Raw genomic sequence first — 24,447 nt, 5'->3', positions numbered from 1 at the left:
GACAGACCCTGTGGGCGGCTTTGCGACCGAACGCAGGAGAGCCCGATACGCACATCGAATGACTGGCATTCCCTTCGGCTTGAGCGTTTACTGTATCGCTCTGGCGGAGGAGGCAAACCATGGCCATGTATCTCACGCGTTTCAGTTACACGCCCGAGACCTGGGCGCGCATGATCGAAAACCCCGAAGATCGCCGGGAGGCGGCACGGAGCTACATCGAATCCGTAGGCGGAAAACTCCACGGGTTCTGGTACGCCTTCGGCGAGCATGACGGGTGGAATTTGTGGGAAGCGCCGGACAACGTATCGATGGCGGCTGTCGCGCTTGCGATCGGCGCAGGAGGCGCGCTCAGCTCGATGGAAACCACCGTCCTCCTCGAGGTCGACGATACGATCCGCGCTTTGGAAAAGGCGAAGTCGATCCGCTATCGTCCACCGGCAGCGTAGGCGGGCCGCGCGCTCGACGGTCGTTTCGCTTCTGTTGCCCGACCGTCCGATCGGGGCGGCGCCTACTCGCTCTGCCTGAAATTCCGTATCCGATCAAACAGCACCGCCAGCACGATCGCCCCGCCGATAAACGTCCCCTGCCAGAACGCATTGATGCCGAGCAGGCCGAGACTGTTGCGGATCACCTCGATCAGCGCCGCTCCCACCAGCGCGCCAAAAGCGGTGCCCACACCGCCGGCGAGGTTGGCGCCGCCGATGACCGCGGCGGCGATGACCTGGAGTTCCATGCCGGCGCCGATATTGGTGGTGACGGCGCCGAGCCAGCCGGTCTGGACGATGCCGGCAATGCCGGCCGAGAGCGCCGAGATCATGTAGACGGCGACCTTGATGCTGCGCACGGGAACGCCGGTGAGTGTCGCTGCGTGCTCGTTGCCGCCGATCGCGAAGACATAGCGGCCGAACCGCGTCCAGCGCAGCACAAAGCCGGTGAGCAGCGCCAGGATGACCATGTAGAGCACCGGATTGGCGATGCCGAGAAACCAGGCGCCACCGCCGAGCGCCAGCAGCTGGTCATGATCGGGACCGAACTGGAAGACGACGGTGTTGTTGGAGGCGACCATGGCGAGGCTGCGCGCCACCGACAGCATGCCAAGCGTCACCACGAAGGGCGGAAAGTCGAGATAGGCGATCATCACCCCGTTGAAGGCACCGACCAGAAGCGCCGTGCCGATCGCCGCTGCGATGCCGACCTCGATGCTGTAGCCGGCGTTCATGGTGACCGCCAGCACCATGCTGCAGAGGCAGAGCACCGAGCCGACCGAGAGATCGATGCCGCCGGTGATGATGACGAGCGTCATCCCGAGCGCGATGATGGCGACGAAGGTGACGTTGCGGGTGATGTTGTAGAGATTCTTCGCCGTGGCGAAGGAGTCGGTGGCGAAGGACAGGAAAAGGCAGGCCAGAAGGACGGCGATCAGCACCCAGAAGGTCTGGCTGCCGACGAATTCCGAAAGCCGGCTTTTCTCTCTCTGCGCAATGGTCTGCTCAAGGGTGGTGGCCATCTCAGACTTCTTTTCTCCCGATCGCGCCGAACCGATCAAACCTGTTCGATGGCGCCTGTGATAAGACCCGTGACTTCCTCCGGCGAACTCGCCGCAATCGATTTGTCGGCCACCTTCCTGCCGCGGCGCATGACGATCACCCGGTCGGCGACGGTGAAAACGTCGGGCATGCGGTGGCTGATCAGGACGACCGCGATGCCCCGGTCGCGCAGTTCGCGGATCAGGTTGAGCACCTCGGCCACTTGGCGGACGGAAATGGCCGCCGTCGGCTCGTCCATCAGCACGATCTTGGCTTCCGACAGCATAGTGCGGGCGATCGCCACCGCCTGGCGCTGACCGCCCGACATCTGCTTGACGAGATCGCGCGGCCGCGTTTCCGATTTCAATTCCTTGAAGATCTCGCCGGCCCGCCGGTACATCGTCTTGTAATCCAGGATCTTGAGGGGGCCGATGCCGCGCCTGAGCTCGCGCCCGAGGAAGACGTTGGCCGCCGCCGTCAGATTGTTGCAGAGCGCCAGGTCCTGATGGACGATCTCGATGCCATGCTGGCGGGCCTCGACCGGCCGGTGCATGACGATCTCCTTGCCCTCGAGGCGCATCGTGCCTTCGCTCGGCCGGAAGTTGCCGGCAATCATCTTGACCAGCGTGCTTTTGCCCGCGCCGTTATCCCCCATCAGGCCGACGACCTGGCCGGCTTCGAGCGTGAACGACACGTCGTTCACCGCCTGGATGGCGCCGAAATGCTTTGAGATATTGGTGAGTTCGAGAACCGCTGCCAGTCGACTACCCTCCCCGCAAGCTGCAGGCCTGCCCTCACCGGCGGCTGCCGATACCCGGCTGCCAGTTAGGCGCCTGCGACCTCGCTCGGCCGATCTCCTCCCGGAAAAGCGATTACGTTCATTAATGCAAAAGTACCAGAAATCGTCAATCAAGTGTCCGCTAAAACGGCTCCTCATCACAAAAATCTATTTTGTACGATAAATACAGATTGACGCCGGAAACGGGCGGATATTAGCTGTTGCTGGGAGAGAGAGCATGCTGATCCTTGTCACCGGGGCTACGGGCAAGGTCGGGCGGCGCTTCATAGCTGGGCTGCTTGACGAGCCGAGATTTTCCAATGCACGCATTCGCGCGCTTTGTCACAATCGCGCGCTCGAAGAAACCGACCGTATCGAGGTGGTCAAGGGTTCGATCGCCGACGGCGATGCCGTGGCAGCGGCAATGGTCGGCGTCACCCATGTCCTGCATCTCGCCACCTGCAAGGAAACGCCCGCCGACGTCATGAATGTGACCGTCAAGGGCCTCTTCTGGCTGCTCGAAGCCTTCCGCACCAGCCCCGCGGCAAAACAGTTCATCCTCATCGGCGGCGACGCCGGCATCGGCCATTTCTTTTATCGCCATGACGGGCCGGTGACCGAAAAGACGCCGCATCGCGCCTATCCGGGCTGCTACGCGCTCTCCAAGGTGCTCGAAGAGGTGATGCTCGAGCAGTTCGCCATCCAGTACGGCATCAACACCTGCTGCCTGCGTGCGCCCTGGATCATGGAGAAGGACGATTTCAAATTCACCCTCTCCTTCGGCGACGACGTCTTCGGCGGGCCGGACTGGAAGACGCTCGTTCCGCCGGCCGATGCCGAGCGTTATCTCAGAGACGGCACGGTGCCGCTGCTGCGTGATGCCGACGGGCGGCCGCTGAAGCGTAATTTCGTGCATGTCGACGATCTCGTCTCGGCGATCCTCGCGGCGATCGACAATCCGCGCGCGAGAGGCGAGCTCTTCAATATCGCTATGGATCGTCCCGTCGATTATGGCGAGGTCGCCGCCTATCTCGCCCGCACGCGCGGGCTCGGCTCCGTCGACATTGCAAGCGGGTTCCACTCCAACTGGATGGATAACAGCAAGGCGAAATACCTGCTGGACTGGCGCCCCGTCTACGATCTCGAAAAGCTTATCGATTCAGCCTGGGAATACCGGCGTTCAGGGGAGGAGCCTCGTATCGTCTGGTATCCCGGTTGATTACGGGCGGGCAATCGTGCCCGCTTTCAAAGGGAGGAAGCTATGAGGAAGGCATTACTGATTACAGCAGCCGTCCTGGCGTTCACGGCCGGAGAGGCCATGGCCGCCAAGAAGCAGCTGGTCATCGTCGTCAAGGGCCTCGACAACCCGTTCTTCGAGGCGATCAACCAGGGCTGCCAGAAATGGAACAAGGAAAACGCGTCTTCGGAATATGAGTGCTTCTACACCGGCCCGGCATCGACCTCCGATGAAGCCGGCGAGGCGCAGATCGTCCAGGATATGCTCGGCAAGGCCGATACGGCCGCCATCGCTATCTCGCCGTCCAACGCCAAGCTGATCGCCCAGACGCTGAAGACCGCCAATCCGAGCGTTCCCGTCATGACGCTCGATGCCGATCTTGCGGCGGAAGATGCGGCTCTGCGCAAGACCTATCTCGGCACCGACAACTACCTGATGGGCGCGCGGATCGGCGAATACATCAAGAAGGCCAAGCCGAGCGGCGGCAAGATCTGCACCATCGAAGGCAATCCCGGCGCCGACAACATCCTGCGCCGCGCACAGGGCATGCGCGATACGCTGAGCGGACAGAAGGGGCTTGCCGAACTGAAGGGTGAAGGCGGCTGGACGGAGGTCGCGGGCTGCCCGGTCTTTACCAATGACGACGGCGCCAAGGGCGTGCAGGCGATGACCGACATCCTCGCCGCCAACCCCGATCTCGACGCCTTCGGCATCATGGGCGGCTGGCCGCTGTTCGGCGCACCCCAGCCCTATCGCGACCTGTTCAAGCCGATGGCAGACAAGATCGGCAAGAACGAGTTCGTCATCGGCGCCGCCGATACGATCGGCGACGAAGTGGCGATCGCTAGGGAAGGTCTGGTAACCGCCCTCGTCGGCCAGCGGCCGTTCGAAATGGGCTACAAGGCGCCCTCGGTCATGATGGACCTGATCGCCGGAAAGGCCGTCGAAGACCCTGTCTTCACCGGGCTTGACGAGTGCACCAAGGATACCGTCGACATCTGCATTCAGAAATAAGCTGCGGTTTGAGCGCTCGCGCGGGCGAGCGCTCAAACACGTCACAGGTTGGAAAAGATCCAGTCGGAAAAGGCGCGCATCGCCGCCGTGACCGGCCTCGATTGCAGGCGCGTCAGCCAATAGCTTCCGAGCGATATGGCTGTCGGGAACGGCTGCACGATTGCGCCCGAGGAGAGGTGCCGGGAAAACATCGATGGCGGCGCCAGCGCGATACCCAGTCCCTGGAGTGCGGCCTCCATCATGCCGACGGAGGAATCGAAGACGATGCCGGCATTGACCAGCGCCGCCGGCGGGGCGCCGGCCGCCCGAAACCACGTGCTCCACTCATCCGTCCGATAGCTGCGAAGGAGCGTCGCGCCGGCAAGATCGGCGGGCGATTTCAGATTTTCCGCCAACTCGGGAATGCAGAGCGGCGAGAGCGGCGCGTCGAACAGGCGGACCGCCTCGGTACCGTGCCAGGACCCGCTGCCGAAGCGGATGGTGAAGTCGAGCCCTTCCGCAGCCGGATCGACGCGGTTGTTGTTCGTCGAAATCCTGATGTCGATGAAGGGATGGCGGCGCTGGAAATCCGAGAGCCGCGGCAGCAGCCAGCCGACCGCGAACGTCCCCACCGCACCCAGAAACAATAGTTCCCGGACTTGGCCCGCCTCGATCCTGTCCAGCGTCGTCGCCATCTGATCGAAGGAAGCGGTCACCGTCGGCAGCAGCGCTTCGCCTTCCGCCGTGATTTTCAAACCGCGGGGAAGACGCTGAAAGAGCGATACACCCAGCCGCTTCTCCAGCCCCTTGACCTGCTGGCTCACGGCAGCCTGGGTCACGCAGAGCTCGATTGCGGCGCGGGTGAAGCTCAGATGCCTGGCAGACGCCTCGAAGGCTCTCAGACCGTTCAAAGGGAGGAATGGCCGAACCATCTTTAGCCCTAGATTTTCTTGCAGCTGCCGCGAGATATCATCGTTTGTGATCGCAAGACAGCGCCGTTAAACGCCATCCACATGCACTTTTGTGCGGATATTGACCGCCCTGTGATCTGGAGGATGACGAAAATGAAGCGTGACTGGATAAAAATTTTATCGGCGGTTCTGATCTCCACATGCGCTTCCACGAGCGGCTTTGCCGCCGACGAGACGAAAGTGAAGGCGATCGCAGACGCCGCGATCAAGCCGCTCATGGAAAAACACGCCATTCCCGGCATGGCCGTCGCCATGTCAGTCGACGGGCAGGATCACATCTTCAATTACGGCGTCGAGTCGAAGGACACGGGTAAGCCCGTTGCGCCCACCACCCTGTTTGAACTCGGCTCGATCAGCAAGACCTTCACGGTGACGCTGGCCTCCTATGCGGAAGCGAATGGCGCACTTTCGCTCTCGGACAGGGTGGACAAATATCTCCCCGCGATGAAGGGAAAGCCGTTCGGCGACGTCGCGCTGATGAATCTCGCCACTCACACGGCGGGCGGATTTCCGCTGCAGGTTCCGGACGAGGTCCACAGCGAAAAGCAGCTGATGGTCTATCTCCAGGCCTGGCAGCCCTCATATGAAGCCGGAACCCAGAGAAGCTACGCCAATCCGAGCATCGGCATGCTCGGCTATATCACGGCGAAAGGCATGGGCGGTGATTTCACGAGCCTGATGCAAGACCGATTATTCCCCTCGCTCGGCTTGAAAAGCACCTTTATCGACATTCCGAAATCGCGAATGGCGGACTATGCCCAAGGCTACAAGCGCACCGGCGAACCGGCCCGCATGACGCCGGCTCTTCTTTCGCCCGAAGCCTACGGCGTCAAATCCACCGCAGGCGATGTGATCCGCTTCATCGATGCGAACATGGGCCTGATCAAACTCGATGGGAAACTCCAGCAGGCGATCGCCAATACGCATATCGGCTATTTCGAGACCGGCGGGATGACCCAGGACCTGATCTGGGAGCAATATTCCTATCCCCCGGCCTTGAAGACGCTGCTGGAGGGCAATTCGGCGGCGATGCTGAAGACCATCCCGGTCTCGGAACTGAAACCCGCAAGGAAACCGCGCGACGATGTGTGGATCAACAAAACAGGCTCGACCAACGGCTTCGGCGCCTATGTTGCCTTCGTCCCCGAAAAGCGCCTCGGCGTCGTCATTCTCGCCAACAAGAACTATCCCAACGAAGATCGTGTCTCCGCAGCCTACGACATACTAACCGCGCTCGCAGAAAAATGATCCCCGGCTTCTGAATTTCGATCCTCGCGCGCCGGCAAGCAGCCAGATCGCAAGATCCGACAGAAGGGAATCTATGAATATCATGGAGATGCATGATTACATCTTGATGATAGCCGGCTGAAAAAGATCAAAAAATATACACTTATGCGCAATAAATAACAATTATCCCAATAATAATCTGTGACAATATGGAATTTTACTGCAATCATACCTACGCAAAGTGCAAACATTCCTATCTGAGGACCCGTCAACCACCCCGGCGGGTCCTCAACTTTTTTAAAGTAGCTATCGCAGCGGGATCCACTCGGTGCCAAGGCGTGTTCTGGCGGATACCAAGACTGTCGTCAGCGCGAGGCGAAAACGAAAGCAAAGCATCGCACCGATAATATTTCTGCAAAACCAGCAATCTATCACCTGAGTCAGTCAACAGAAATAAAGTTGTGACGTCAGTCACTGTCATGATGAAGATATTATTGAAGGCTATACAGCGACAATTACCTATGTAATCCACACCAGTAAATACATCTACTGATCATCACATGTCTAAAGTTTGATCATCTTATCATTGATATATAAATACAACCTCTGTATGAAATCGTTTATTTTATCTTTTGATAAAATTTTCACCTTTGTGCACAAAATTTACCCAGGCGCCTTGCCGCTTAAATGGCCGTATTCTCTATCGGGAAAGAGCGGAAAAATTGCCATCAGAAGCGGCCTTCATATCCGGTCGCGGGCAACCGATAGGCTGTCGGCATCATCGACGGCCACGGCTTTTTTTGAGCCGTTCCCGTGTGCGCGCACGTCGAAACCTGCTCATACACGGTAGCATCATCGATCCTCAGCGCGCTCATATGTGATGGTAAATCAGATAGTTAAGCCGCGCACCCCAAGAATCCCGCCGCGCGCCTCGTGGGTCTCGGAATATCCCTCCATCGGGCTTCAACTGAGCTGTCGATGCGACCTGCTTTCTTTGACGGCCCCACCTGCCGGGCTGTCCGATATGCCCAGATAACCCCTTGCGCGCTGCGATTCCGCATGCTCCGACCTGTGTCGAAATGGTCGCACTCGGCAGCCGAATCAACGCTTCATAAAGCATTTGCTTGCTCAACTTAAAATTTGTGTCATGGTCACTGTAAGTAGTGAGGGAGCCGACCAGATGAGTGATATAGCATCGCAGATTCCGGAATTTGGTTACGATGAGCGCGTGATGATCTGCCGCAAGCAGATCGAGAAGGCGGTTTATCAGTTCATTGCAAGCACGAAGGTCGACGGATGCGATCCGGCGGAAGTCGCAATGGCCATCGCAGATATCGCCGACGACTACATTTTGCTTCTGGCTCAGAAGCGCAATTTGACCCATTGAGGTCCCGAACCGGCGGCAAGACAGCCCACTCGTCCATAGGACGCGCGGATCGCGATTTCGCAACCGCTTCTCCGGTGGAAGTTAAGCTGAGAAGACCGCCACAACTGCTTCAAGCCATCCCGGGATGGCGGCAGATGAAGAGCGCTACGCTCACTCAACGCTCCCGCTCTCGGCGGGCCCTCCCCGCCTACACCTCGCTCTAGTCTGTTCAGTTGCGCACGCCAATAGCCCCGAACATCTCGCGATCTTCGGGGCTATCCTATCTGATGCAGCGGCGTCCAGTCGGGCGCAGGTTTTTTAAAGCGCGTCGCGATCTTTCAGATTCGCTACCTCCGCTTTAGGTCCTTGCTCTCTCGCATGTCGCGCAAAACCACCCTTTTGCGCGACATGCTTCAGTGGCTTCGCACGCTCACCTGCGGAACCGGAGAACTCAACTCGGCGAGATCCCTGGTCAGGCCCCCTCCCACTTCCTGTTTCACGGCCTCGAGTGCGAGATCGAGGCAATGCGTCGCAAATTGCAGTTTGACGTCTTGGGCGACCTGCCGCGCATAGGCGATCATTCGCGCAAGTGCGACGAGTTCGTCCAGACCGTCTTCCGCCCCTTGGTCTGTGTTTATCCTGGCAACCGATGTCACGCCCATGCCCTATTCTCCCACGAATTCAAGGCACAATACGCGGGCGGCGGCGTTCCAGCCCGTGAAAAAAGCGTGACACAACCCTTGGTGACGTTCGTCACATTCGGCTCACAGCACAGGTCGAGTGCGGAACGAGGTTTCGTGGAGCTTCCAGGGCAGAACGGCGCTCGAGCGGGCGTCTTCGGCTTCCTGCACGGCTTTCAGCAATTCCAGGGCATCGATGCGTTTTTGATCGATGGAATGGGCAATGAGCGCCGCCAGCAGCTGCGGGCGATCCGCTTCGACCAGGTCGGTGCATCGCTCGACAACTGTCCGCCATGTCCTTTTCTTGAAGAAAATCGCAGCTGCGGCTTTTTCGAGCGCCTCTCGCTGCCCGTGTGTCAGCAGCCCGTCACGCTCCATCTCATCGAGCGTTGCCGTGACATTGACCAGCGGCACCGTCAGCGGCTTGTTGCCGAGCGCGCTCGGAGCATGGGTCAGAGCGACGGCGGCATCGTCGACGAGCCGGCCGGTGCGGTAGTCTTCGAAAATGCGGCCGATGCCGATCATGCCGAACGGATGGCATTCCGCGGCCCGTAGCGCCCCCATGCTCGCTGCCCCCAGCACCGTCACGCCGAGCGACAGGGCATGAAGAATTTCCTTGTGCCAGACCGGCGCCGCATATTCGAAGCCGCCGTCGATCAGGCCGATGACATTGGCGCCCTCTGCCACCGCGGCCTGCACGTCGCCCTGCGTGGCGGGCGGCAGCACGCGTATCCCCTCGCCGGCATGCGTAGCCGCGTCGGGAAGACTGGGGCCCGCAAAAATGATCTTCAAAACCCTATCGCTTTCGCAAGCGCCCTCGTTCCAAATCGCCGCGCGCGCTCACCCTCAGGATTTTCGAGCTCGGGGATGACGGTTTTGACGACGCTGAAGGGAAGCGCCTCATCGCTGAGGCGCACGACGACGACCGAAGCGATCCCCCTGCTGCGCAGGCTATCGAGCACGTGCTGCAGCAGGAGCGGCAGATCCTGTTGCCCATCTCCCATCGCGCCGTCACGGCGGACGGCGGCAGCGGGCGGTGCGGCGACGGCATCGAAAGCCCGCCGCATGAACGGCGGCAAGGCTCCTGAGAACGTGGCCTGAGAAATATCGTCCCGGGCGCCACTGATATAGGTGAGCCGCGACTGCACCGCCTCCGTCACCGCGCGCATGGCCGCCCGGACGGGAGACGGATGCGCTCCCGCCCCGCCCGTCACTTCGACCAGGCGAATATCCCTGTCGCCCCGGACGTCGCCCGGGCCAAGCATGGCGGTAAAACACGGGATCGCGATGTCGCTGGTGATGTCGAAGAGCTTAAGCGCCAGGCCCGATGCCTCGATCCTGTCGATCAGCCCGGTAAGCGCGCTATCCCCAAAGCCGCGGGGATCGACGCAACGGGCATAACGTTCCGCTTCGCTGCCGACCTGCCACAGCATATGGGCGTCGCGCTCGATGCGCTCCAGCACGCCGTGAAAGACCGCCTCGTCGGCATTGTTTCCCGATGCCAGCCCATCCGACGACATCCAGTATCGGGCCTCGCGCGTGCGGTCGAGCACCACCGCCTCGAAGGGAATGTGAATGGTGTCGCCTGTCAGAATATTGACGCCGGCGACCCATTCGGTCTCCTCGTCCGGCCCGAGATCCAGCTTATGGACGGCGGTCAGGCAGTCCAGCCTGTCGATCATGCAGCCCTTTGCCTGGAGACCGGAAGCAGAACCATGGACGAGCTTGACGGAGGGTTCACCGGCAACCGCCCGTTCCAGGGCCTCCATGACGGCGGAGACCTTGGCGTCGAGATCTGTCAGGCCCTTTCCCTGGGCGATCACGATCGATCGGGAGTTCGGGGTATAGGCGCACCAGACGGGGATGCCGATATCGTCCAGTCCGGTATGCCTGGCGACCCTGGTAATGCCGAACCGCGTCAGCAAAGGTTCGACGCGGGAAAGGGTTTCCCGCGGCGAAATGATCCTGTCGGAATATAGGCTCGGCATCAGCTGTGTCAGAGAGCCCGCTCAGCCGTCGACGTGACCGGAAAGAGCAACCTGCACCGACGAAACGGCGACGGCGAGATCGACGTTGTTGGAGAACGTGCCGCCCTTTTTGCGCAGGCCGTTCGCTGTCGCCAGATCGCCGGTGGGATTAAGAGGCGTGACCGTGCCCGCATCGAGATCGGCGAGCCATAAACCTGCTTCGCCCGGTATTCCTATAATAACTGCCTTTGCCATGTAATGCCCCTCAATGATTGTTAAAAACCAGCCCTCAACAGGCCCTCCCGATACAGCTCCTTTTGCCAGTGCTCCTTGAAGGGAACGATGGCGAGCCACTTCTCGACGTCGAACACCGGGTTGATGCTCTCGGCGCGCTGCCGATGGAAAAGCGCCCGTTTTCGATCGCCGATCATTGCGCAACTGGCCGCCGCGATGCGATGGGCCGGCGCTTTGTCCTTCATCGCCTCGACATAGACGACAGCCTCCTCATACTGCTCCAGGAAGAAGCTCGCTCCCGCGGCACACCAGAGATAGGCGTCGGGCGCGAGCGGATTGAGCGAAATCGCCTTTGTGATCTTGGCGAGCGCATCGCCCGGGCGCGACGCATGCACGAGCGTGTCGGCGTGGCTGTAGATGACATCGGCGAAATGCGGGCTGAGCTCTTCGGCCAGATCAAGCGCCGCGACACTGGCATCGACATCGCCGAGATAGAGTTTGGTGACGCCGAGCTCGCGATGCCCCGCCGCCGAGGACGGGTCCCGCTCGATGGCGCGCAGCGCGTGCTGCTCGGCCAGATGCAGCAATTCGTTGTCGCCCTGCGCCGTCACGAGCCATTCGCTGGTAAAGGTTCTCGCCAGCCCGGTGAAGGAGGGCGAAAAATCCGGCTTGTGCGACAGCGACTGCTTGAATGCCTTTCTTGCCCGCCGGATATGCGGCAAGGTCAGCTTGCTCATCAGGCTCGAGCCGACGAGATAGGAATGATAGGCCTGCGGGTTGGCTTCGAAACGCAGCCGCTCTTCCTCGTTTTCAGCCAGTTCGCTCGCCACCGACAAAGTCAGTTGCTGGGCGATCAGCCGCCGCTGGCGCGGCAATATATCGGGCGTCATCGCAAAGCGATTGGCCCAGATGATCTCGTCCGTCGGGAAATAAATCAGCTGCGCGAACAATCCCTCTTCGGAGAAGCGCGTATCGAGCAGATAGGCGATCGAATGCCGGGCGACGATGGCCGCCTTCTCGGAGTCGCGGCGGATCTGTCCTGCCGTATGCGGCGCGACGATGGAAATGTTCCTCACCGCGCAGAGTTCGATCGTGACGTCTTCGATGAGCGCATTCGCAAGAGCAAGCCCGGCATCTGCATGTTTCGATGTCGGCGGGAGCAGCACCAGGCGGGGCAGGATCAGCGGCGCAGGCAATATGCGCCCGGTGTCGCCGGGCCCCTCGCCGCCGACCTCCGAACGCTTCACCTCCACTCTTGCGGGGCGATCGCCCAATCGCTCGCTTAACGAGGATCCACCGGACAGCTGATGCAGCAATGCCCTGACCTGCTCGTCATTCGGGTCGTGTTCGAGGATCTGCAGAGCCGCGCTGGAAATGACGCGCGCATCCCCTGGATTTTGCGCCTCGGGCAGCGCATCGAGCAAAGCCTGCCGCAATTGCAGCGCCTGGGCGTCCCGCTGCGCCCTGATCCAGGCATCGATCGGCTTGGTCGCCGGCTTGATATTTCCGATGAACCCGCGCTGGGTCAGTTCGGCGATCGCCTTCAGCCGCTCCAGCGGCACGCCGCCGGCGCGGAAGATATCGAGGTCGCTGGAAACCGCTTGGGCGTCGAGACGAACGCTGGTGGCCGTGAAATCGAAGGGCAGTTCGGCGCGTGCACCATCCATTTCGCGGATGCGCGAAAGCAGTTTGCGCAAATTGAGCCGCGCCTGCTCGGGCTCGACATCGCTCCACAGGAATTGCGCCAGTTCATACCGGCTGAGCTCACGGCTCGGGCCGGCATAGAGAAGGGCCATCATCAACAGGCCCTTGATCGGATAGCGAACCGGATCGCCACTCGTCTCGATCAACCGCAGATCGCCAAATGTCTGCAGGTGAAACACGATCCATCCTCAGCCGTTCACAACCGGATCCTGCAGGTCAGCATCGAAGTCGGACAGTCCCGCGACGGCCAGGCTTTTGGCCAATGCCACCAGCTTTTGCCGGATGTTCGGATCCTCGATCGCGATGAACGCCCGGTTGAGGGCAAGGCCCTCCTTCGACGACAGGAACTTGTTCAATTCGCTCGTTTCGCCTTCGATCGGCCCGGAGCCGCTATTCTCGAAGAAGAAGCCGATGGGCACGCGAAGAATCTCGGATATGCGCTGGAGCCGGCTGGCCCCTATCCGGTTCGTTCCCTTTTCATATTTCTGGATCTGCTGGAAGGTAATACCGAGAAGGTCGGCCAGACCGTGCTGGGTCATCCCGAGCGTCTTTCGCCGAACGCGCACGCGGTTACCAACATAGACGTCGATTGAATTCGGCGATTTAGCCTTCATGTGAACAACTCTCCCGCTTGATCAGCACGCCCCGCTGTATAATGGAGAGTTTAACCAAGAATGCAACTAAAAGTAAATACTTTAGTAAGGAATTTTTTCACCGCCCAACACAGTAAAAAACAACCTGTGGATTATTGGGGCGCGAGACGATTTGAGCCCGGCCCCGAGGCAGGCAGCAGGGCGGACAGGCCGCCTGCGACCGGCCGCCCGCTTTAAGCAGGCTTCTGGGCGACGGCGATCATCGACTTGGCGAAAGCCGGGATCCTGCCGACATATTCGAAACGAATATTGTCGAAGCCGCTGTCCATCAGCAGCGTGCTCAACGTGCTTTTCGACCAGAACTTGATATGTCCGTGATCCCTCAGCGGCATGAAATGATCGTCCATCTTCCCTACCGCTGCCAAGGCGAGGTTCTTCAGATAGCCGTGATAGGGCGTCGACATTACGGCGATGCCGCCGGGCTTGACGAGATCGTACATCGTCGAGGTGAATGTCTTCGGGTCATAGACATGCTCGACGACCTCGAGACTGATGACGGCATTGAATTTGCCGTACTCCTTGGAAAGGTCTTCATAGGCCGAGCCGACATTCAGCGGCAGGTCGGGATAGTTGATATTGGCCTTGGTGATACCGTCGTTGGACGGATCGACGCCGACGACATCATATCCCTTTTCCGCAAGAGCAGCCGCTGCCCCTCCGGTTCCACATCCCAAATCGAAGACGTCGTTTTCCAGAGACCCGTCGAAATGGTTCTCCAGCACGTCGAAGACCGTCGGCAAAATGTAGGAGTGCGCGGTCGTCGGTTTGGCGTGCACGTAGGTGGTCGCGTCTAGCTCTACAGACATGTGCCTCTCCTTTCTGCTCTGCGATTGCACCGGACCCTATAGAAAAATACGTCGAAAATTTGGTGAAAACCGATAAACCTGACAAAGCGGATAGGATATCGGAAATAAATCTATAGTTTAGTCACGGGAAAACAAAACCTTTTGCGCGAGAATTGGATATTTATGAAAATAAATAATGGAAAACCAAATGGATAAGCTATCGCTCCGACACAGGTAAGCTTACGCACCCAACCGGATTTTCAATAATATTTGAAAGCCATCTATGGGGACAGCAATCCAAGCCATCCTGCCGGCCGGCTCGCCGTTGTTCGAAAGCTCGGATTATCCTCTATCCCCCGTTGCAATTGTCGATAGCGGTATTGGAAATTCTCGGTTGAAATGGCGCCGAAGCGTCTCTGCCGAAATCTGTAGCGCCCCCGAGCCGACGGCGAAGGGAAAAGATGCCCAATTGCCGACATGAAGCCAAAGATATTTAACGGATGACTGTATACTGCTGGATTTAGACAGCCCGATCGAAACCCTTCTCGCGTTCCGGAGAAGACAAGCTTGCCCGATACCTCGCCCGCATATGCGAAACAGCCGGTAAAAAAGCCGCGGCTTCCCGTGGCTTTCTGGTTGTTGCTGGCGATTTCCCTGTCGCTGGTCATGGGAACGGTGCTTCTTTCCAACGACATGAAACACTTGAAGGAAGCCGGCCGTTACTTCGGCTACGATCTCTTCCCTCAGGAGGTGAAGCCGCCTCCACCCAAGGCCCTTCCCCGCCCGGCGCCGCCGACGACGTTCAAACTGCCTTTGCACGTCATCGAAACGCCCATGGCGCAGACCGCATCGGCTTTTCTGCGCACATGGCGGATATCCGGCCCGGCCATGTGCGCGGCGCTGCGCGATGCCGGCATTGAGACCAGCGAGTGGGCGGCGGCAAGCTTCAACGCCGACACATATGAATGCTTCTTCGAGCATAGCGGCAAGCGGGAGAAGGATCAGCTTCCGAGCTCCATCTTCGTCATCGTCCGCGGCGACGCCGCCGGCACGATCAACAATATGCGCGTGAAGATCATCAATCCGCAGACCGATCAGCACGGCCAGCTCGATCCCGGCATTCTGCGAATTTTCGAAATCATGCTGCGCCAGCCGCAATGGCTCGATTTCCACGAAACGCTGAACGCGATCCAGAATTTGCGGGACGTCAAGGAAGACGGCTTCGGAGCCAACATCAATTTCAGCCGTGAGGTGCTCAACGAGGGGCGGTATAATTTCACCCTTTCGCTCGATCCGACCTCGCCTCGTCAGAAACGAACGAGGAATTATTTCTCCGAGAGAAGATGGCTTCTCTCGCCGGACCCCTCGGGCAAGACCGGCGACGCGCAATCGGAAGCGGCAGCCGAGCCTCCCGATGCGGCCGCGCAGACGGAAGATCCGCAGCAGCGGCCTTAAAGCACGTCGCCACGATAGCGAAAACCAGAACCTGGAGCCGCAGGCCGGGTTCGGACCCGGTCAGGCTATGTGGCTTGCGTCTTTGTGGTGCCGGGAGAGGATCTTGTAAAGCTCGGTCAAACTGTCGGGATCCGGTCGTTCCGTGCTGTCACCGCCCGTCAGGCGCCAGACGCGTTCGACATTGAGGTCCTGCGTGACCTGCGCAAGGTCGTCGTTCAGTGACTGAATGACGACCGCCGATTGCCGCAGCCGCGAAGAGGCTCTGAGAAGCGCGACGAGCAGGGCGAGAATGATGCCGATGACGCCGAAAACGAGGGCTGAGAACAAGCGATCATCGAGATGGGATAGGTCGTTTCGGGCAGTCGCCATAAAAAAAGCGGCATTTTGAAATGCCATATGAAAACAGCTCGTCAGATAGCTAAACCAATCTTCCATTAAGAGCGTCCTCCATAGCGGCTTATATCTTGGAGCATGCTGAAAAGTCTAGAGAATACTGCCAGAGCCGCCCCACAGCGGAAGTATATTCGAAGTGGTATTACCCTATCGATTTGAGCGCGAACCGCGGAAGGATCGGCGCCGCCGAACCGGGCCTCGAGCTCCACCGCAGACGTGAAACCAGCGAACAGTGAGAGAAAGAATGAATAGAAGACGTTTCCTCGCCTCCGTTCCGCTCGCCCTGTTATATGCGCGTGCCGGTCAGGCGCTGGCGCAAGTGCCGCCGTCCGCCGGGCTGCGCGCCCTCGCCGACGGGAAATCGTTCCGATTCGGCTCGGCCATCGACGCGGCGGATATCAACGATCCCGTCGCTTCACAGCTCTACATCGACAGCGTCAACTCGATCACGCCGCGAAACGAGCTGAAGTGGAACGCGACGGAAAAGCGACCGGGCGTCTTTTCCTTCGGCCCCGCCGACCGGATCGTCGCGTTTGCACGCAAAAATAACATGAGGGTTTATGGGCACACGCTGATCTGGTATCGCGTCCCGGACTGGGTGTCCGCCATCAGCGATGCGCAGACCATTCGCACAGCAATGAACCGTCATATAAAACAGGTTGTCACTCGCTATAAGAGGTCGATCGATGCTTGGGACGTGGTGAACGAACCTTTGGAGTATGATGCGCCAGATCTGCGGGATTGTGTTTTCCGACGCCTTCTTGGCGACGACTATATCCGCATGAGTTTCGACATGGCGCACGAGGCCAATCCCGACGCGATGCTGGTTCTCAACGAGACGCATCTGGAGAAAAAGTCCGACGTGTTCGAGCAGAAGCGCGCGCGCATCCTGAAGATCGTCGAGGATCTCGTCGCCAGGAAAACGCCGATCGGCGCCGTCGGTCTGCAATCGCATTTCCGCCCCGGCCTCGACCGGATCGATCCGGAGGGAATGGGCCGTTTCTGCGCGGCGCTGAAGGATATGGGCGTCGGCGTTTTCATCACCGAACTCGATGCGTCCTGCCACTTCCTCCAGCGCGACAAAGGCTTCACGCCGGCCTCCTATGCCGAGATCTTCGGCGACGTCATCACCGTCGCTGCCGAGCGTGGTGACTTGAAAGGTGCCACCGTTTGGGGCATGTCGGAGAAATATGGCGAGCTTGACGAGAAGGACACCAATCCCGGCGCGGCATGCACGAAGCGCGTTAATCTTTACGACGAAAACAACGATCCGAGAAGTTCGGTTGATGGCATCAAGCGGGCAATAGAGGCAATGTGATCGCCAAGACAGCGGAGACGCGAATAGATTCATGAGAAAAGCCGTTATTTACGTGGAAAAATTTTTGCCTGCGAGCCAGGCATTTGTTCTCAACCAGGCGGTGGCATTTCGTTCTTTCGAAGCTGAAATTCTTGCCGGTTCGCGCATCTCTTCCGCCCACACGAAAAAATCCACTGTCCCGGTTCATGACATCCGCCGCTCTCCCGTGGCGCGGACCGGCGAGCTGCTTCTGAAAATCCCGCAGATCGGCCTGCCTTTCCTGTTTCCGGCGGTCGGCCAGGCCGATCTCGTCCACGCCCATTTCGGCAAGAACGGCTATGTCATCGGCCCCCTGGCCAAAGCCGCAGGCAAGCCGCTGGTCACGACCTTCCACGGCTTCGACGCCACCTATGGCGGCGACCCGAAGAAGCCGGGCGGCTTCAACCAGGTGCGCTTCTTCGCCAAGGGGCGCCGGGAAATGGCCGGCTGGAACAGCTGGAACATCGCCGTTTCCGATTTCATCCGCGACCGGCTGCTGGCGCTCGGATTCCGCCCCGATCGCGTCTATCGCCACCATATCGGCATCGATCTCGATCTCTTCAAAATGGAGCCGCGTCCACGAAAAAAGGGCTTGGTGGTTTCCATTGCCCGTTTCGTCGACTATAAGGGCCACCGCTTCATGATCGACGCGCTTTCACGCGTGGCGGCCGCCGGCACCCCGGTTGAATTCGTCATGGTCGGACAAGGACCATTGAAGGAGGAAATCGAAGCCCTGGCGCGTCGTTCCTTGCCAAGCGTCACGATCCATGAAAATCTGTCTCAGACTGAGATCAGGGATCTGCTCGCCAGTGCGGAACTCTATCTTCATGGCAGCGTGACCCTCGATAACGGTCATGCGGAAGCATTCGGCCTCGCCAATCTGGAAGCCGAAGCCGTCGGTACTCCGGTTGTCGCATTTCGCTCGGGAGGTGTGGGCGAAGCGATCGAAGAGGGGAAAACTGGTTATCTCGTGGAGGAGCGGGATGTCGCGGGCATGGCGGAAGCGGTCGGAAGGCTGCTCAACGATCAGGCCCTGTGGACAGCCTTCAGCGCGCGGGCACCGCTTCTGGTGACCGAGCGCTTCGACATACGTCGTCAAACGGGGATGCTAGAGGACTATTACAGTTCCGTTCTAGACGAATTTGCCAGCCGGGGTCGGACTTGATGGTGCAGACAGGAAAGAAGCCGAAGTGGGGACTGAACGTATTTCGGCCGCTGCGGAACGGGATCGTTAAGGCCAAGTGGCTCTATTATACGAAATTCTGGGGCATGGACATCGATCCGACCGCCAGCTTTTCCTTGAGCGTGCGCTTCGACAAGACCAATCCGAAGGGATTGCATATCGGCGCCGAAACCTACGTCGCCTTCGAAGCCGCGATCCTGACCCACGACCTCACACGCGGGCTCTACCTCCACACGAGGATCGGCAAACGCTGCTTCATCGGCGCCCGCAGCATCATCCTGCCCGGCGTCGAGATCGGCGATGAATGCGTCATCGGCTCCGGCTCGGTGGTGACCAAGAGCGTGCCGCCGCGCTCGCTCGTCGCCGGCAACCCGGCAAAGGTAATCCGCAGCGACATCAAGATCATTTCGCGTTACGGACGCATGGCCCGCGAGGACGAAACGGTCACGCAGATCGTGACGCACTTGCCGACTGGAGAAGCACGATGAAGATGTTTGCCTATCGTGGGAAACACGAGAATTTCGGCGACGAACTGAACCATTGGCTCTGGGAGCGTCTGCTGCCCGGCTTCTTCGACGAGGACGAAAGCCAGCTCTTTCTCGGCATCGGCTCGATCCTCTATGACAATTTCGATCCCAACATGCAGAAGATCGTCTTCGGCTCGGGCTATGGCGGCTACACCAATCCGCCGAAGGTCGACGGCAACTGGACGTTCTATTTCGTGCGCGGGAAGAAGACCGCCGAAGTCCTCGGTATCGATCCGAGCTACGCCATCGGCGATTCGGGCATCCTCACGCGCAGCTGCTGGGATGCAACGACCGTTGAGAAGCGGTATCCCATCTCCTTCATGCCGCATTATGAAAGCGCGATGTATGGCAGCTGGGACAAGGTCTGCGACCTCGCCGGCATCCACTATATCGATCCCCGCTGGTCGGTGGAAAAGGTCCTTACCGAGATCAGCGCATCGCAAAAGGTCGTCTCCGAGGCGATGCATGGCTGCATCATCTCGGATGCGCTGCGCGTTCCGTGGCGGGCGATCCGGCCGATTGCACCCGGCAACCGCGCCAAGTGGTATGATTGGGCGAGTGCGCTCGATCTGGAGATCGATTTCGATCCGATCGGCCCGTCGAACCTCGTCGAGGCCGGCGCGTCGCTGGTTCGGAAGAATACATATCTGTTGAAGAACATAACCTTCCGTCATCGCCGCATCCGGCAGCTGACCGGCAACTATGTCTTCGGCTCGACGGTCAAGACGCTGCAGCGGGTGGCTGGAAAGCCAGGCCAGCTCAGCTCCGATCAGGCGATCGTGAGAGCGCATGAGAAAATGCTGGTCGAGCTGGACCGGCTGAAGCAAGATTTTTCGAAGAAGACGGCAAGCGCCCTGTGATGTCGCAAACCGGGTTCCTGACGAGGCAAGAAGGCATGATGCTTTCCAACGCCATCAACACTTGCTGCTCCCTTCACGGAGAGAAGCACGCTGGCCGGGCGCGCAGCCCGCTTAAATGGTCAATGTCCCAGACCTCAGGAGCCATTCGCCCATGAGCAGCGTTACCGACCGACTGATTCAGGGCAGCATGTGGCTGAGCCTCTCCCGCGCCATCGTCAACGGGCTTTCGGCACTCAGCACCTTCGTGCTCGCCTGGTATCTCGTGCCGGCAGATTTTGGTCTCGTCGCCATCGCAACGACGATCCAGGTCATCCTGAGTTCGGTCACCGAACTCTCGCTCAACCAGGCGCTCATCCGCCACGAGTCGCCGAGCGAAACGCACTTCAGCGCGGTCTGGACGTTGAGCGTGACGAGAAGCGCGATCCTGGCGCTGCTGTTTGCCGCCGCCTCCTATCCGATCGCCGAGTTCTATAATGAGCCGCGGCTGACGAGCGTCATGCTTGCCCTGAGCTTCAGCCTGCTGTTGAGCGGCCTCGCCAATCCGCGCCGCGTCATGCTCCAGCGCGATCTGATCTTCTGGCAGGAATTCGTCCTCAACGTCTCGCAGAAGCTGGTCGGCTTCATCGTGACGGTGGCGATTGCCGCCATCTATCAGAGCTATTGGGCCCTCGTGATCGGCACGCTCGCCTATCAGGTGACCAATATCATCGTTTCCTATACCGTTCTGCCCTTCTGGCCGCGCATAACCTTCCGCCATGCACGGGAATTGTTCTCCTTCTCGGTGTGGCTGACGGCCGGGCAGATCGTCAACACGCTGAACTGGCGGATCGAATATCTGCTGATCGGCAAGATGCTCGGCGCCACGCAGCTCGGCCATTACACGGTCGGCAACACGCTTTCGACGCTGCCGACGCGCGAAGCCACGGCGCCGTTGAACCAGACGATCTATCCGGGCTTTTCCAAGGTCCGCAACGATCCCGTCCGGCTTGTCGCGGCCTATCAGCGCGCACAGGCGCTGCTGGCGGCCGTGGCGCTTCCGGCCGGTATCGGCATGGCTGTCGTGGCCGATCCGATGATGAGGCTTGCCCTGGGCGAGAAGTGGGTTCCGGCGATCTTCATCGTCCAGGCGCTGGCATCGGTCTTCGCCCTGCAGACCCTCGGTTCGCTCGTCCAGCCGCTCGGCATGGCCAAGGGCCATACCAAGATGCTGTTCATCCGCGACACGCAGATGCTGGTGGTTCGCGTTCCCATCATCATCGCCGGTCTCATGATCGGCGGACTTACCGGCGTCGTTTATGCGCGCGTGCTGACGGGCTTGATTTCCACCGTGGTCAACATGCTTCTCGTCAAGCGCCTGATCAACCTGCCGTTCTTCCAGCAGCTCGCGGCCAATTTCCGCGCGCTTGCCAGCGTCGCCCTGATGGCTGCCGGCGTCTGGGGACTGTCGCACATTGTCAGCATGCCCGCAGACAAGCTGCATTTGGCGCTGTATCTCGCCTTCCTCGTCATCACCGGCGGCATCATCTATGTCGGATCGAGCTTCGTTCTTTGGGTTGCGATGAAGAAGCCCGCCGGCCCGGAAACCGAAGTTCAGCGCATCGCTGTCAAGTTCCTGTCAAAAGCAAAACGTATTGCCGTACCCAAGTCGGCCTGAAGCTAAACGAACATCAACAAGAGAGGCAGAATGACCAGCCAATCCAGATCGGAGCTGATCGCAAAACTCAATGGCATGATTCATGATTGCCTGAAAGACTATGTCTCGCGCGATGAACCGCTTGCGATTCTCGACTTTCCCGACATCCGCAACTGCGGCGACTCGGCAATCTGGCTGGGTGAGATGGCCTATCTCAAAAATCGCTTCGGCAAGCGCCCGGACTATGTTTCCAGGCTGTACGATTTTTCAGCCGACGAACTGAAACGCCGCGTGCCCACAGGCCCGATCTTCATTCACGGCGGCGGCAATTTCGGCGATATCTGGGTTGCCCACCAGGATTTCCGTGAAATGATCATGGAGCGTTTCCCGGACCGGCAGATCGTCCAGTTCCCGCAGTCGATCCACTACAGCTCGGCCGAGCGCATCGAACAGTCCAAGCGGGCCATCGGGCGCCACAAGAATTTCGTGCTGCTGGTGCGCGACGAGGAATCGAAGGATTTTTCCGAGAAGCACTTCGACTGCGCCGTGCGGCTATGCCCGGACATGGCCTTCGCCATCGGCGCGCTTCCGGAACGGGCGACGCAGATTCCCGTGCTCGCCATGCTCCGTGAGGATGCGGAACGGGTCGGCGGCGGCGATCGCAAGATCCCTTCCGATATTCCTGTGGAAGACTGGATTACCGAGTCGAAACGCAAGGTGGATATTGCCAAAAAGCTGGGTGTCGCTTCGGCCTATCTCGCATTGAAGCCGAGCGAAGTTGCCTTGCGCAGGCTGGACGCAGCGGCTCACAACCGCTTCGAACGCGGCATCAGCCAGATTTCGCGTGCCCGTGCAATCGTGACCGATCGCCTGCACGTTCATATCTGCTCGCTGCTGCTCGGCCGCCCGCATGCGGTGCTGGACAACAGCTATGGAAAGATCCGCCGCTTCATGAACGCGTTCTCCGGCGGAACCGATCTTTCATACAAGGCGACCTCGCTCGAAGACGGCATCGAGTGGGCGCGTCAACAGGCGGCCAAGGGGCGGGTCGCTGAGAAAGAAGCTGTCGGCCTGCGGGCGTAAGGGGGTTATTGGATGCCACTTGTCACCTTCATCATCCCGGTCCGACATCAGGACAATGCCCGCGATTGGAGCAAGCTGAAGGCAAACCTCGGCCAGACCGTCGCCTCCATCGCCAATCAGACCAATGCAGATTGGCGCGGCATCATCGTCGCCAACGAAGGGGCCGACCTGCCTGACCTGCCGGAGAAATTCTCGGCGGTGCGCGTGACGTTTCCGCCGAACGACATGCATGAGCTTGGCAGGGGCAGCAAGGAAGACTTCCTCGATGCCTTCCGCGCCGACAAGGGCCGGCGCGTGCTGAGCGGCATGTTGGCCGCCGCCGACAGCCGCTTTTTCATGATCGTCGACGATGATGATTTCGTCAGTTCCCGGATCGTTCAATACGTATCGGAAAATCGCGATGCCAACGGCTGGACGATCGACCACGGCTATATCTGGGACGATGGCGGCAATTTCCTGCTTGGTCACGACGACTTCAGCCATCTCTGCGGCACGTCGCTGATCATTCGTGCCGATCTCTACGAACTGCCGCAGCGGTTCGAGGACGCTTCGCTCGACTGGATCAAGTCGATGCTGGGCAGCCACGTCCGCATCGCCAACATTCTCGCCCAGCGCGGAGCGCCGCTGACGAAACTGCCCTTCCGGGGCGCTGTCTATCGCGTCGCCCATGGCGGCTCGCACAGCCGGGCGCCGAGCCTGATGCGGCAGTATTTCCTCAATCGCGGCGCGCTGTCCAAGCCGCGGCGCTGGTTGCGCAATTTCCGCAAGCTGAGAATGCTCGGCGAGGGGCATAGGCGCGAATTTTTCGGCAAGGCGCGGTCGAATCCGGCGTAGAATGATCCGCTCGAACATCACACAGGAAGCCGCAATATGAGGCTTTTCACTTTCGACTTCACCAAGAGGGTTGGTAACTGATGTCGGACCCATTCGTCAGTGTGCTCTTTTCATCCTACAATGGCGCCAGCCGCCGGCTGCGCCATACGCTGGAATCCCTGGTCACCCAGGAACTTCCCCACGACCGATGGGAACTGATTGCTGTCGACAACAATAGCAATGACGACACGTTCAACCTTCTGAAATCGTACAGCGACAAGCTTCCGATCATCGTCCTTCAGCAGCAGAAGCCGGGAAAATCCGGCGCACTGAATATGGCGTTGGATCGGGTCAGGGGCGATCTCATCGTCTTCACCGACGACGACATTCGTGCCGAATCGAACTGGCTGAAGGCGATCGTCGACTGCGCCATCGCGCATCCGGGTTTTGGCGTCTTCGGCGGCCGGATCGTTCCCGATTGGGAAAGGGAGCCGAAGGACCGCTTCATCGATTGGATCCCGATGGGGTCCACCTTCGCGATCGTCGACGAAACGCAAAGCGGGCCATGCGACCCGACGAAGGTGTGGGGTCCGAACACGATCGTCCGGCGGGAACTGCTCGGAACGAGCGTACGCTACCGGGAGGATATCGGCCCCCTGCCCGGAAAGATGTTTGCAATGGGTGAAGATGCCGAAATCATCATCCGCCTGGCAGCGAGCGGCGCCAAATCCTATCGATGCGCCGAGGCCGTGGTTCACCACTGGATTCCGGCTTCGAGCGTGACCGAGGATTGGGTGCAGAAGCGCGGCGAGCGGCTCGGTTACGGCATGCCGGCGCTCTTCCCGGACGAGGTGCCCGAAGGCATAAGGCTGAGCGGCGTGCCGTTGCAGACCTGGCTTGAAAGCGCACAATGGGCCTTCCGGGCAGCCATGCTTTATCTGCTGCCGCAGTCTAAGAAGCGTTTCTGGGCGATCTGGAAATACTACTATATGCGCGGGTATCGTGCCGGCATCCGCCGATACGCGCCGCTGGCGCGGTGATCG

25 protein-coding genes are annotated in these 24,447 nt (G+C 59.7%); 14 read left to right on the top strand and 11 right to left on the bottom strand.

Translation table 11 applies throughout. The annotated features are described in order from the left end of the window. The first annotated feature begins 119 nt into the window (after nt 1–119). Nucleotides 120–446, top strand: coding sequence for a GYD domain-containing protein (locus CO670_RS16195; RefSeq protein ID WP_176538956.1), 327 nt, complete (start codon nt 120–122; stop codon nt 444–446). A gap of 62 nt (nt 447–508) precedes the next feature. Here the strand turns inward: CO670_RS16195 and CO670_RS16190 are convergent, their stop codons facing one another. Together CO670_RS16190 and CO670_RS16185 are read right to left on the bottom strand one after the other, a co-directional pair. Continuing rightward, nucleotides 509–1,507, bottom strand: coding sequence for an ABC transporter permease (locus tag CO670_RS16190; protein WP_097591174.1), 999 nt, complete (start codon nt 1,505–1,507; stop codon nt 509–511). Nucleotides 1,508–1,542: 35 nt separating this feature from the next. Next, complete coding sequence (locus CO670_RS16185; RefSeq protein WP_097591173.1) at nt 1,543–2,463, bottom strand: ATP-binding cassette domain-containing protein; 921 nt, start codon at nt 2,461–2,463, stop codon at nt 1,543–1,545. A 79-nt stretch (nt 2,464–2,542) separates the two neighbouring features. On the opposite strand from CO670_RS16185, the gene CO670_RS16180 reads away from it, so the two are divergent. Then, entirely contained in the window at nt 2,543–3,523 is a 981-nt protein-coding gene (locus CO670_RS16180; RefSeq protein WP_097591172.1) for an NAD(P)-dependent oxidoreductase, read from the top strand. A 42-nt stretch (nt 3,524–3,565) separates the two neighbouring features. Beyond that, on the top strand, nt 3,566–4,555 hold the full coding sequence (locus CO670_RS16175) for a substrate-binding domain-containing protein (RefSeq protein ID WP_097591171.1): 990 nt from the start codon (nt 3,566–3,568) through the stop codon (nt 4,553–4,555). A gap of 41 nt (nt 4,556–4,596) precedes the next feature. Here CO670_RS16175 and CO670_RS16170 read toward each other — a convergent pair whose 3' ends face one another. Beyond that, a complete protein-coding gene (locus CO670_RS16170; protein WP_097591170.1) occupies nt 4,597–5,466 on the bottom strand; it encodes a LysR family transcriptional regulator in 870 nt (289 codons plus the stop codon). Nucleotides 5,467–5,598: 132 nt separating this feature from the next. On the opposite strand from CO670_RS16170, the gene ampC reads away from it, so the two are divergent. Then, entirely contained in the window at nt 5,599–6,753 is a 1,155-nt protein-coding gene (gene ampC, locus CO670_RS16165) for a class C beta-lactamase (protein WP_097591169.1), read from the top strand. Between the two features lie 1,159 nt (nt 6,754–7,912). Then, entirely contained in the window at nt 7,913–8,119 is a 207-nt protein-coding gene (locus CO670_RS16160) for a hypothetical protein (RefSeq protein ID WP_097591168.1), read from the top strand. A 392-nt stretch (nt 8,120–8,511) separates the two neighbouring features. Here CO670_RS16160 and CO670_RS16155 read toward each other — a convergent pair whose 3' ends face one another. From CO670_RS16155 to CO670_RS16125, 7 genes are all read right to left on the bottom strand, one after another. Beyond that, the gene (locus CO670_RS16155; protein WP_088672921.1) at nt 8,512–8,760 is read right to left on the bottom strand and encodes a hypothetical protein; all 249 of its coding nucleotides are present in this window, start codon (nt 8,758–8,760) and stop codon (nt 8,512–8,514) included. A 102-nt stretch (nt 8,761–8,862) separates the two neighbouring features. Then, nucleotides 8,863–9,570 (bottom strand): TfuA-like protein, encoded by a 708-nt coding sequence (locus CO670_RS16150; protein ID WP_097591167.1) that lies wholly within the window; start codon nt 9,568–9,570, stop codon nt 8,863–8,865. Further along, nucleotides 9,567–10,739: a YcaO-like family protein gene (locus CO670_RS16145; RefSeq protein ID WP_097591229.1), complete on the bottom strand. Its 1,173-nt coding sequence runs from the start codon at nt 10,737–10,739 to the stop codon at nt 9,567–9,569. Before CO670_RS16145 ends, CO670_RS16150 begins: the two co-directional genes overlap by 4 nt. Before the next feature lie 48 nt (nt 10,740–10,787). Continuing rightward, on the bottom strand, nt 10,788–11,000 hold the full coding sequence (locus CO670_RS16140) for a hypothetical protein (RefSeq protein ID WP_097591166.1): 213 nt from the start codon (nt 10,998–11,000) through the stop codon (nt 10,788–10,790). Nucleotides 11,001–11,020: 20 nt separating this feature from the next. Further along, the gene (locus CO670_RS16135) at nt 11,021–12,862 is read right to left on the bottom strand and encodes a peptide antibiotic resistance protein (protein WP_097591165.1); all 1,842 of its coding nucleotides are present in this window, start codon (nt 12,860–12,862) and stop codon (nt 11,021–11,023) included. A 9-nt stretch (nt 12,863–12,871) separates the two neighbouring features. Then, entirely contained in the window at nt 12,872–13,297 is a 426-nt protein-coding gene (locus CO670_RS16130; protein WP_097591164.1) for a helix-turn-helix transcriptional regulator, read from the bottom strand. Nucleotides 13,298–13,509: 212 nt separating this feature from the next. After that, complete coding sequence (locus CO670_RS16125; protein WP_097591163.1) at nt 13,510–14,142, bottom strand: methyltransferase domain-containing protein; 633 nt, start codon at nt 14,140–14,142, stop codon at nt 13,510–13,512. A 546-nt stretch (nt 14,143–14,688) separates the two neighbouring features. On the opposite strand from CO670_RS16125, the gene CO670_RS16120 reads away from it, so the two are divergent. Then, nucleotides 14,689–15,576, top strand: a complete 888-nt coding sequence (locus CO670_RS16120; protein WP_097591162.1) for a DUF6030 family protein — start codon at nt 14,689–14,691, stop codon at nt 15,574–15,576. A 60-nt stretch (nt 15,577–15,636) separates the two neighbouring features. On the opposite strand, the gene CO670_RS16115 is transcribed toward CO670_RS16120, so the two are convergent. Next, nucleotides 15,637–15,903, bottom strand: a complete 267-nt coding sequence (locus CO670_RS16115) for a hypothetical protein (protein ID WP_245425845.1) — start codon at nt 15,901–15,903, stop codon at nt 15,637–15,639. 310 nt (nt 15,904–16,213) lie between these two features. On the opposite strand from CO670_RS16115, the gene CO670_RS16110 reads away from it, so the two are divergent. The 8 genes from CO670_RS16110 to CO670_RS16075 all read left to right on the top strand — a co-directional run bounded on the left by CO670_RS16110 (nt 16,214) and on the right by CO670_RS16075 (nt 24,444). Then, a complete protein-coding gene (locus tag CO670_RS16110; RefSeq protein WP_097591161.1) occupies nt 16,214–17,287 on the top strand; it encodes an endo-1,4-beta-xylanase in 1,074 nt (357 codons plus the stop codon). A 31-nt stretch (nt 17,288–17,318) separates the two neighbouring features. Beyond that, nucleotides 17,319–18,470: a glycosyltransferase gene (locus tag CO670_RS16105; RefSeq protein ID WP_097591160.1), complete on the top strand. Its 1,152-nt coding sequence runs from the start codon at nt 17,319–17,321 to the stop codon at nt 18,468–18,470. Then, the gene (locus CO670_RS16100; RefSeq protein ID WP_097591159.1) at nt 18,470–18,976 is read left to right on the top strand and encodes an acyltransferase; all 507 of its coding nucleotides are present in this window, start codon (nt 18,470–18,472) and stop codon (nt 18,974–18,976) included. The genes CO670_RS16105 and CO670_RS16100 overlap by 1 nt, the downstream gene beginning before the upstream one ends. Further along, the gene (gene pssM / locus CO670_RS16095; RefSeq protein ID WP_097591158.1) at nt 18,973–19,875 is read left to right on the top strand and encodes an exopolysaccharide glucosyl ketal-pyruvate-transferase; all 903 of its coding nucleotides are present in this window, start codon (nt 18,973–18,975) and stop codon (nt 19,873–19,875) included. The genes CO670_RS16100 and pssM overlap by 4 nt, the downstream gene beginning before the upstream one ends. A gap of 151 nt (nt 19,876–20,026) precedes the next feature. Continuing rightward, entirely contained in the window at nt 20,027–21,529 is a 1,503-nt protein-coding gene (locus CO670_RS16090) for a lipopolysaccharide biosynthesis protein (RefSeq protein ID WP_097591157.1), read from the top strand. Nucleotides 21,530–21,559: 30 nt separating this feature from the next. Further along, on the top strand, nt 21,560–22,591 hold the full coding sequence (locus tag CO670_RS16085) for a polysaccharide pyruvyl transferase family protein (protein ID WP_097591156.1): 1,032 nt from the start codon (nt 21,560–21,562) through the stop codon (nt 22,589–22,591). A 12-nt stretch (nt 22,592–22,603) separates the two neighbouring features. After that, on the top strand, nt 22,604–23,425 hold the full coding sequence (locus CO670_RS16080; protein ID WP_097591155.1) for a galactosyl transferase: 822 nt from the start codon (nt 22,604–22,606) through the stop codon (nt 23,423–23,425). An 80-nt stretch (nt 23,426–23,505) separates the two neighbouring features. Then, a complete protein-coding gene (locus CO670_RS16075; RefSeq protein WP_097591154.1) occupies nt 23,506–24,444 on the top strand; it encodes a glycosyltransferase in 939 nt (312 codons plus the stop codon). Nucleotides 24,445–24,447 lie beyond the last annotated feature (3 nt).

Source organism: Rhizobium sp. J15 (assembly GCF_002531825.1).
GTDB lineage: Bacteria > Pseudomonadota > Alphaproteobacteria > Rhizobiales > Rhizobiaceae > Rhizobium.
Note: the sequence above shows the minus strand (reverse complement) of the source record. Positions and strands in the feature narration are given on the sequence as shown.

What these genes read in the sequence shown, in the direction of transcription:
- CO670_RS16195 (WP_176538956.1), top strand. Translation starts at nt 120, where the DNA reads ATGGCCATGTATCTCACGCGTTTCAGTTACACGCCCGAGACCTGGGCG.
- CO670_RS16190 (WP_097591174.1), bottom strand. Translation starts at nt 1,507, where the DNA reads ATGGCCACCACCCTTGAGCAGACCATTGCGCAGAGAGAGAAAAGCCGG.
- CO670_RS16185 (WP_097591173.1), bottom strand. Translation starts at nt 2,463, where the DNA reads ATGAGGAGCCGTTTTAGCGGACACTTGATTGACGATTTCTGGTACTTT.
- CO670_RS16180 (WP_097591172.1), top strand. Translation starts at nt 2,543, where the DNA reads ATGCTGATCCTTGTCACCGGGGCTACGGGCAAGGTCGGGCGGCGCTTC.
- CO670_RS16175 (WP_097591171.1), top strand. Translation starts at nt 3,566, where the DNA reads ATGAGGAAGGCATTACTGATTACAGCAGCCGTCCTGGCGTTCACGGCC.
- CO670_RS16170 (WP_097591170.1), bottom strand. Translation starts at nt 5,466, where the DNA reads ATGGTTCGGCCATTCCTCCCTTTGAACGGTCTGAGAGCCTTCGAGGCG.
- ampC (WP_097591169.1), top strand. Translation starts at nt 5,599, where the DNA reads ATGAAGCGTGACTGGATAAAAATTTTATCGGCGGTTCTGATCTCCACA.
- CO670_RS16160 (WP_097591168.1), top strand. Translation starts at nt 7,913, where the DNA reads ATGAGTGATATAGCATCGCAGATTCCGGAATTTGGTTACGATGAGCGC.
- CO670_RS16155 (WP_088672921.1), bottom strand. Translation starts at nt 8,760, where the DNA reads ATGGGCGTGACATCGGTTGCCAGGATAAACACAGACCAAGGGGCGGAA.
- CO670_RS16140 (WP_097591166.1), bottom strand. Translation starts at nt 11,000, where the DNA reads ATGGCAAAGGCAGTTATTATAGGAATACCGGGCGAAGCAGGTTTATGG.
- CO670_RS16130 (WP_097591164.1), bottom strand. Translation starts at nt 13,297, where the DNA reads ATGAAGGCTAAATCGCCGAATTCAATCGACGTCTATGTTGGTAACCGC.
- CO670_RS16125 (WP_097591163.1), bottom strand. Translation starts at nt 14,142, where the DNA reads ATGTCTGTAGAGCTAGACGCGACCACCTACGTGCACGCCAAACCGACG.
- CO670_RS16110 (WP_097591161.1), top strand. Translation starts at nt 16,214, where the DNA reads ATGAATAGAAGACGTTTCCTCGCCTCCGTTCCGCTCGCCCTGTTATAT.
- CO670_RS16105 (WP_097591160.1), top strand. Translation starts at nt 17,319, where the DNA reads ATGAGAAAAGCCGTTATTTACGTGGAAAAATTTTTGCCTGCGAGCCAG.
- CO670_RS16100 (WP_097591159.1), top strand. Translation starts at nt 18,470, where the DNA reads ATGGTGCAGACAGGAAAGAAGCCGAAGTGGGGACTGAACGTATTTCGG.
- pssM (WP_097591158.1), top strand. Translation starts at nt 18,973, where the DNA reads ATGAAGATGTTTGCCTATCGTGGGAAACACGAGAATTTCGGCGACGAA.
- CO670_RS16090 (WP_097591157.1), top strand. Translation starts at nt 20,027, where the DNA reads ATGAGCAGCGTTACCGACCGACTGATTCAGGGCAGCATGTGGCTGAGC.
- CO670_RS16085 (WP_097591156.1), top strand. Translation starts at nt 21,560, where the DNA reads ATGACCAGCCAATCCAGATCGGAGCTGATCGCAAAACTCAATGGCATG.
- CO670_RS16080 (WP_097591155.1), top strand. Translation starts at nt 22,604, where the DNA reads ATGCCACTTGTCACCTTCATCATCCCGGTCCGACATCAGGACAATGCC.
- CO670_RS16075 (WP_097591154.1), top strand. Translation starts at nt 23,506, where the DNA reads ATGTCGGACCCATTCGTCAGTGTGCTCTTTTCATCCTACAATGGCGCC.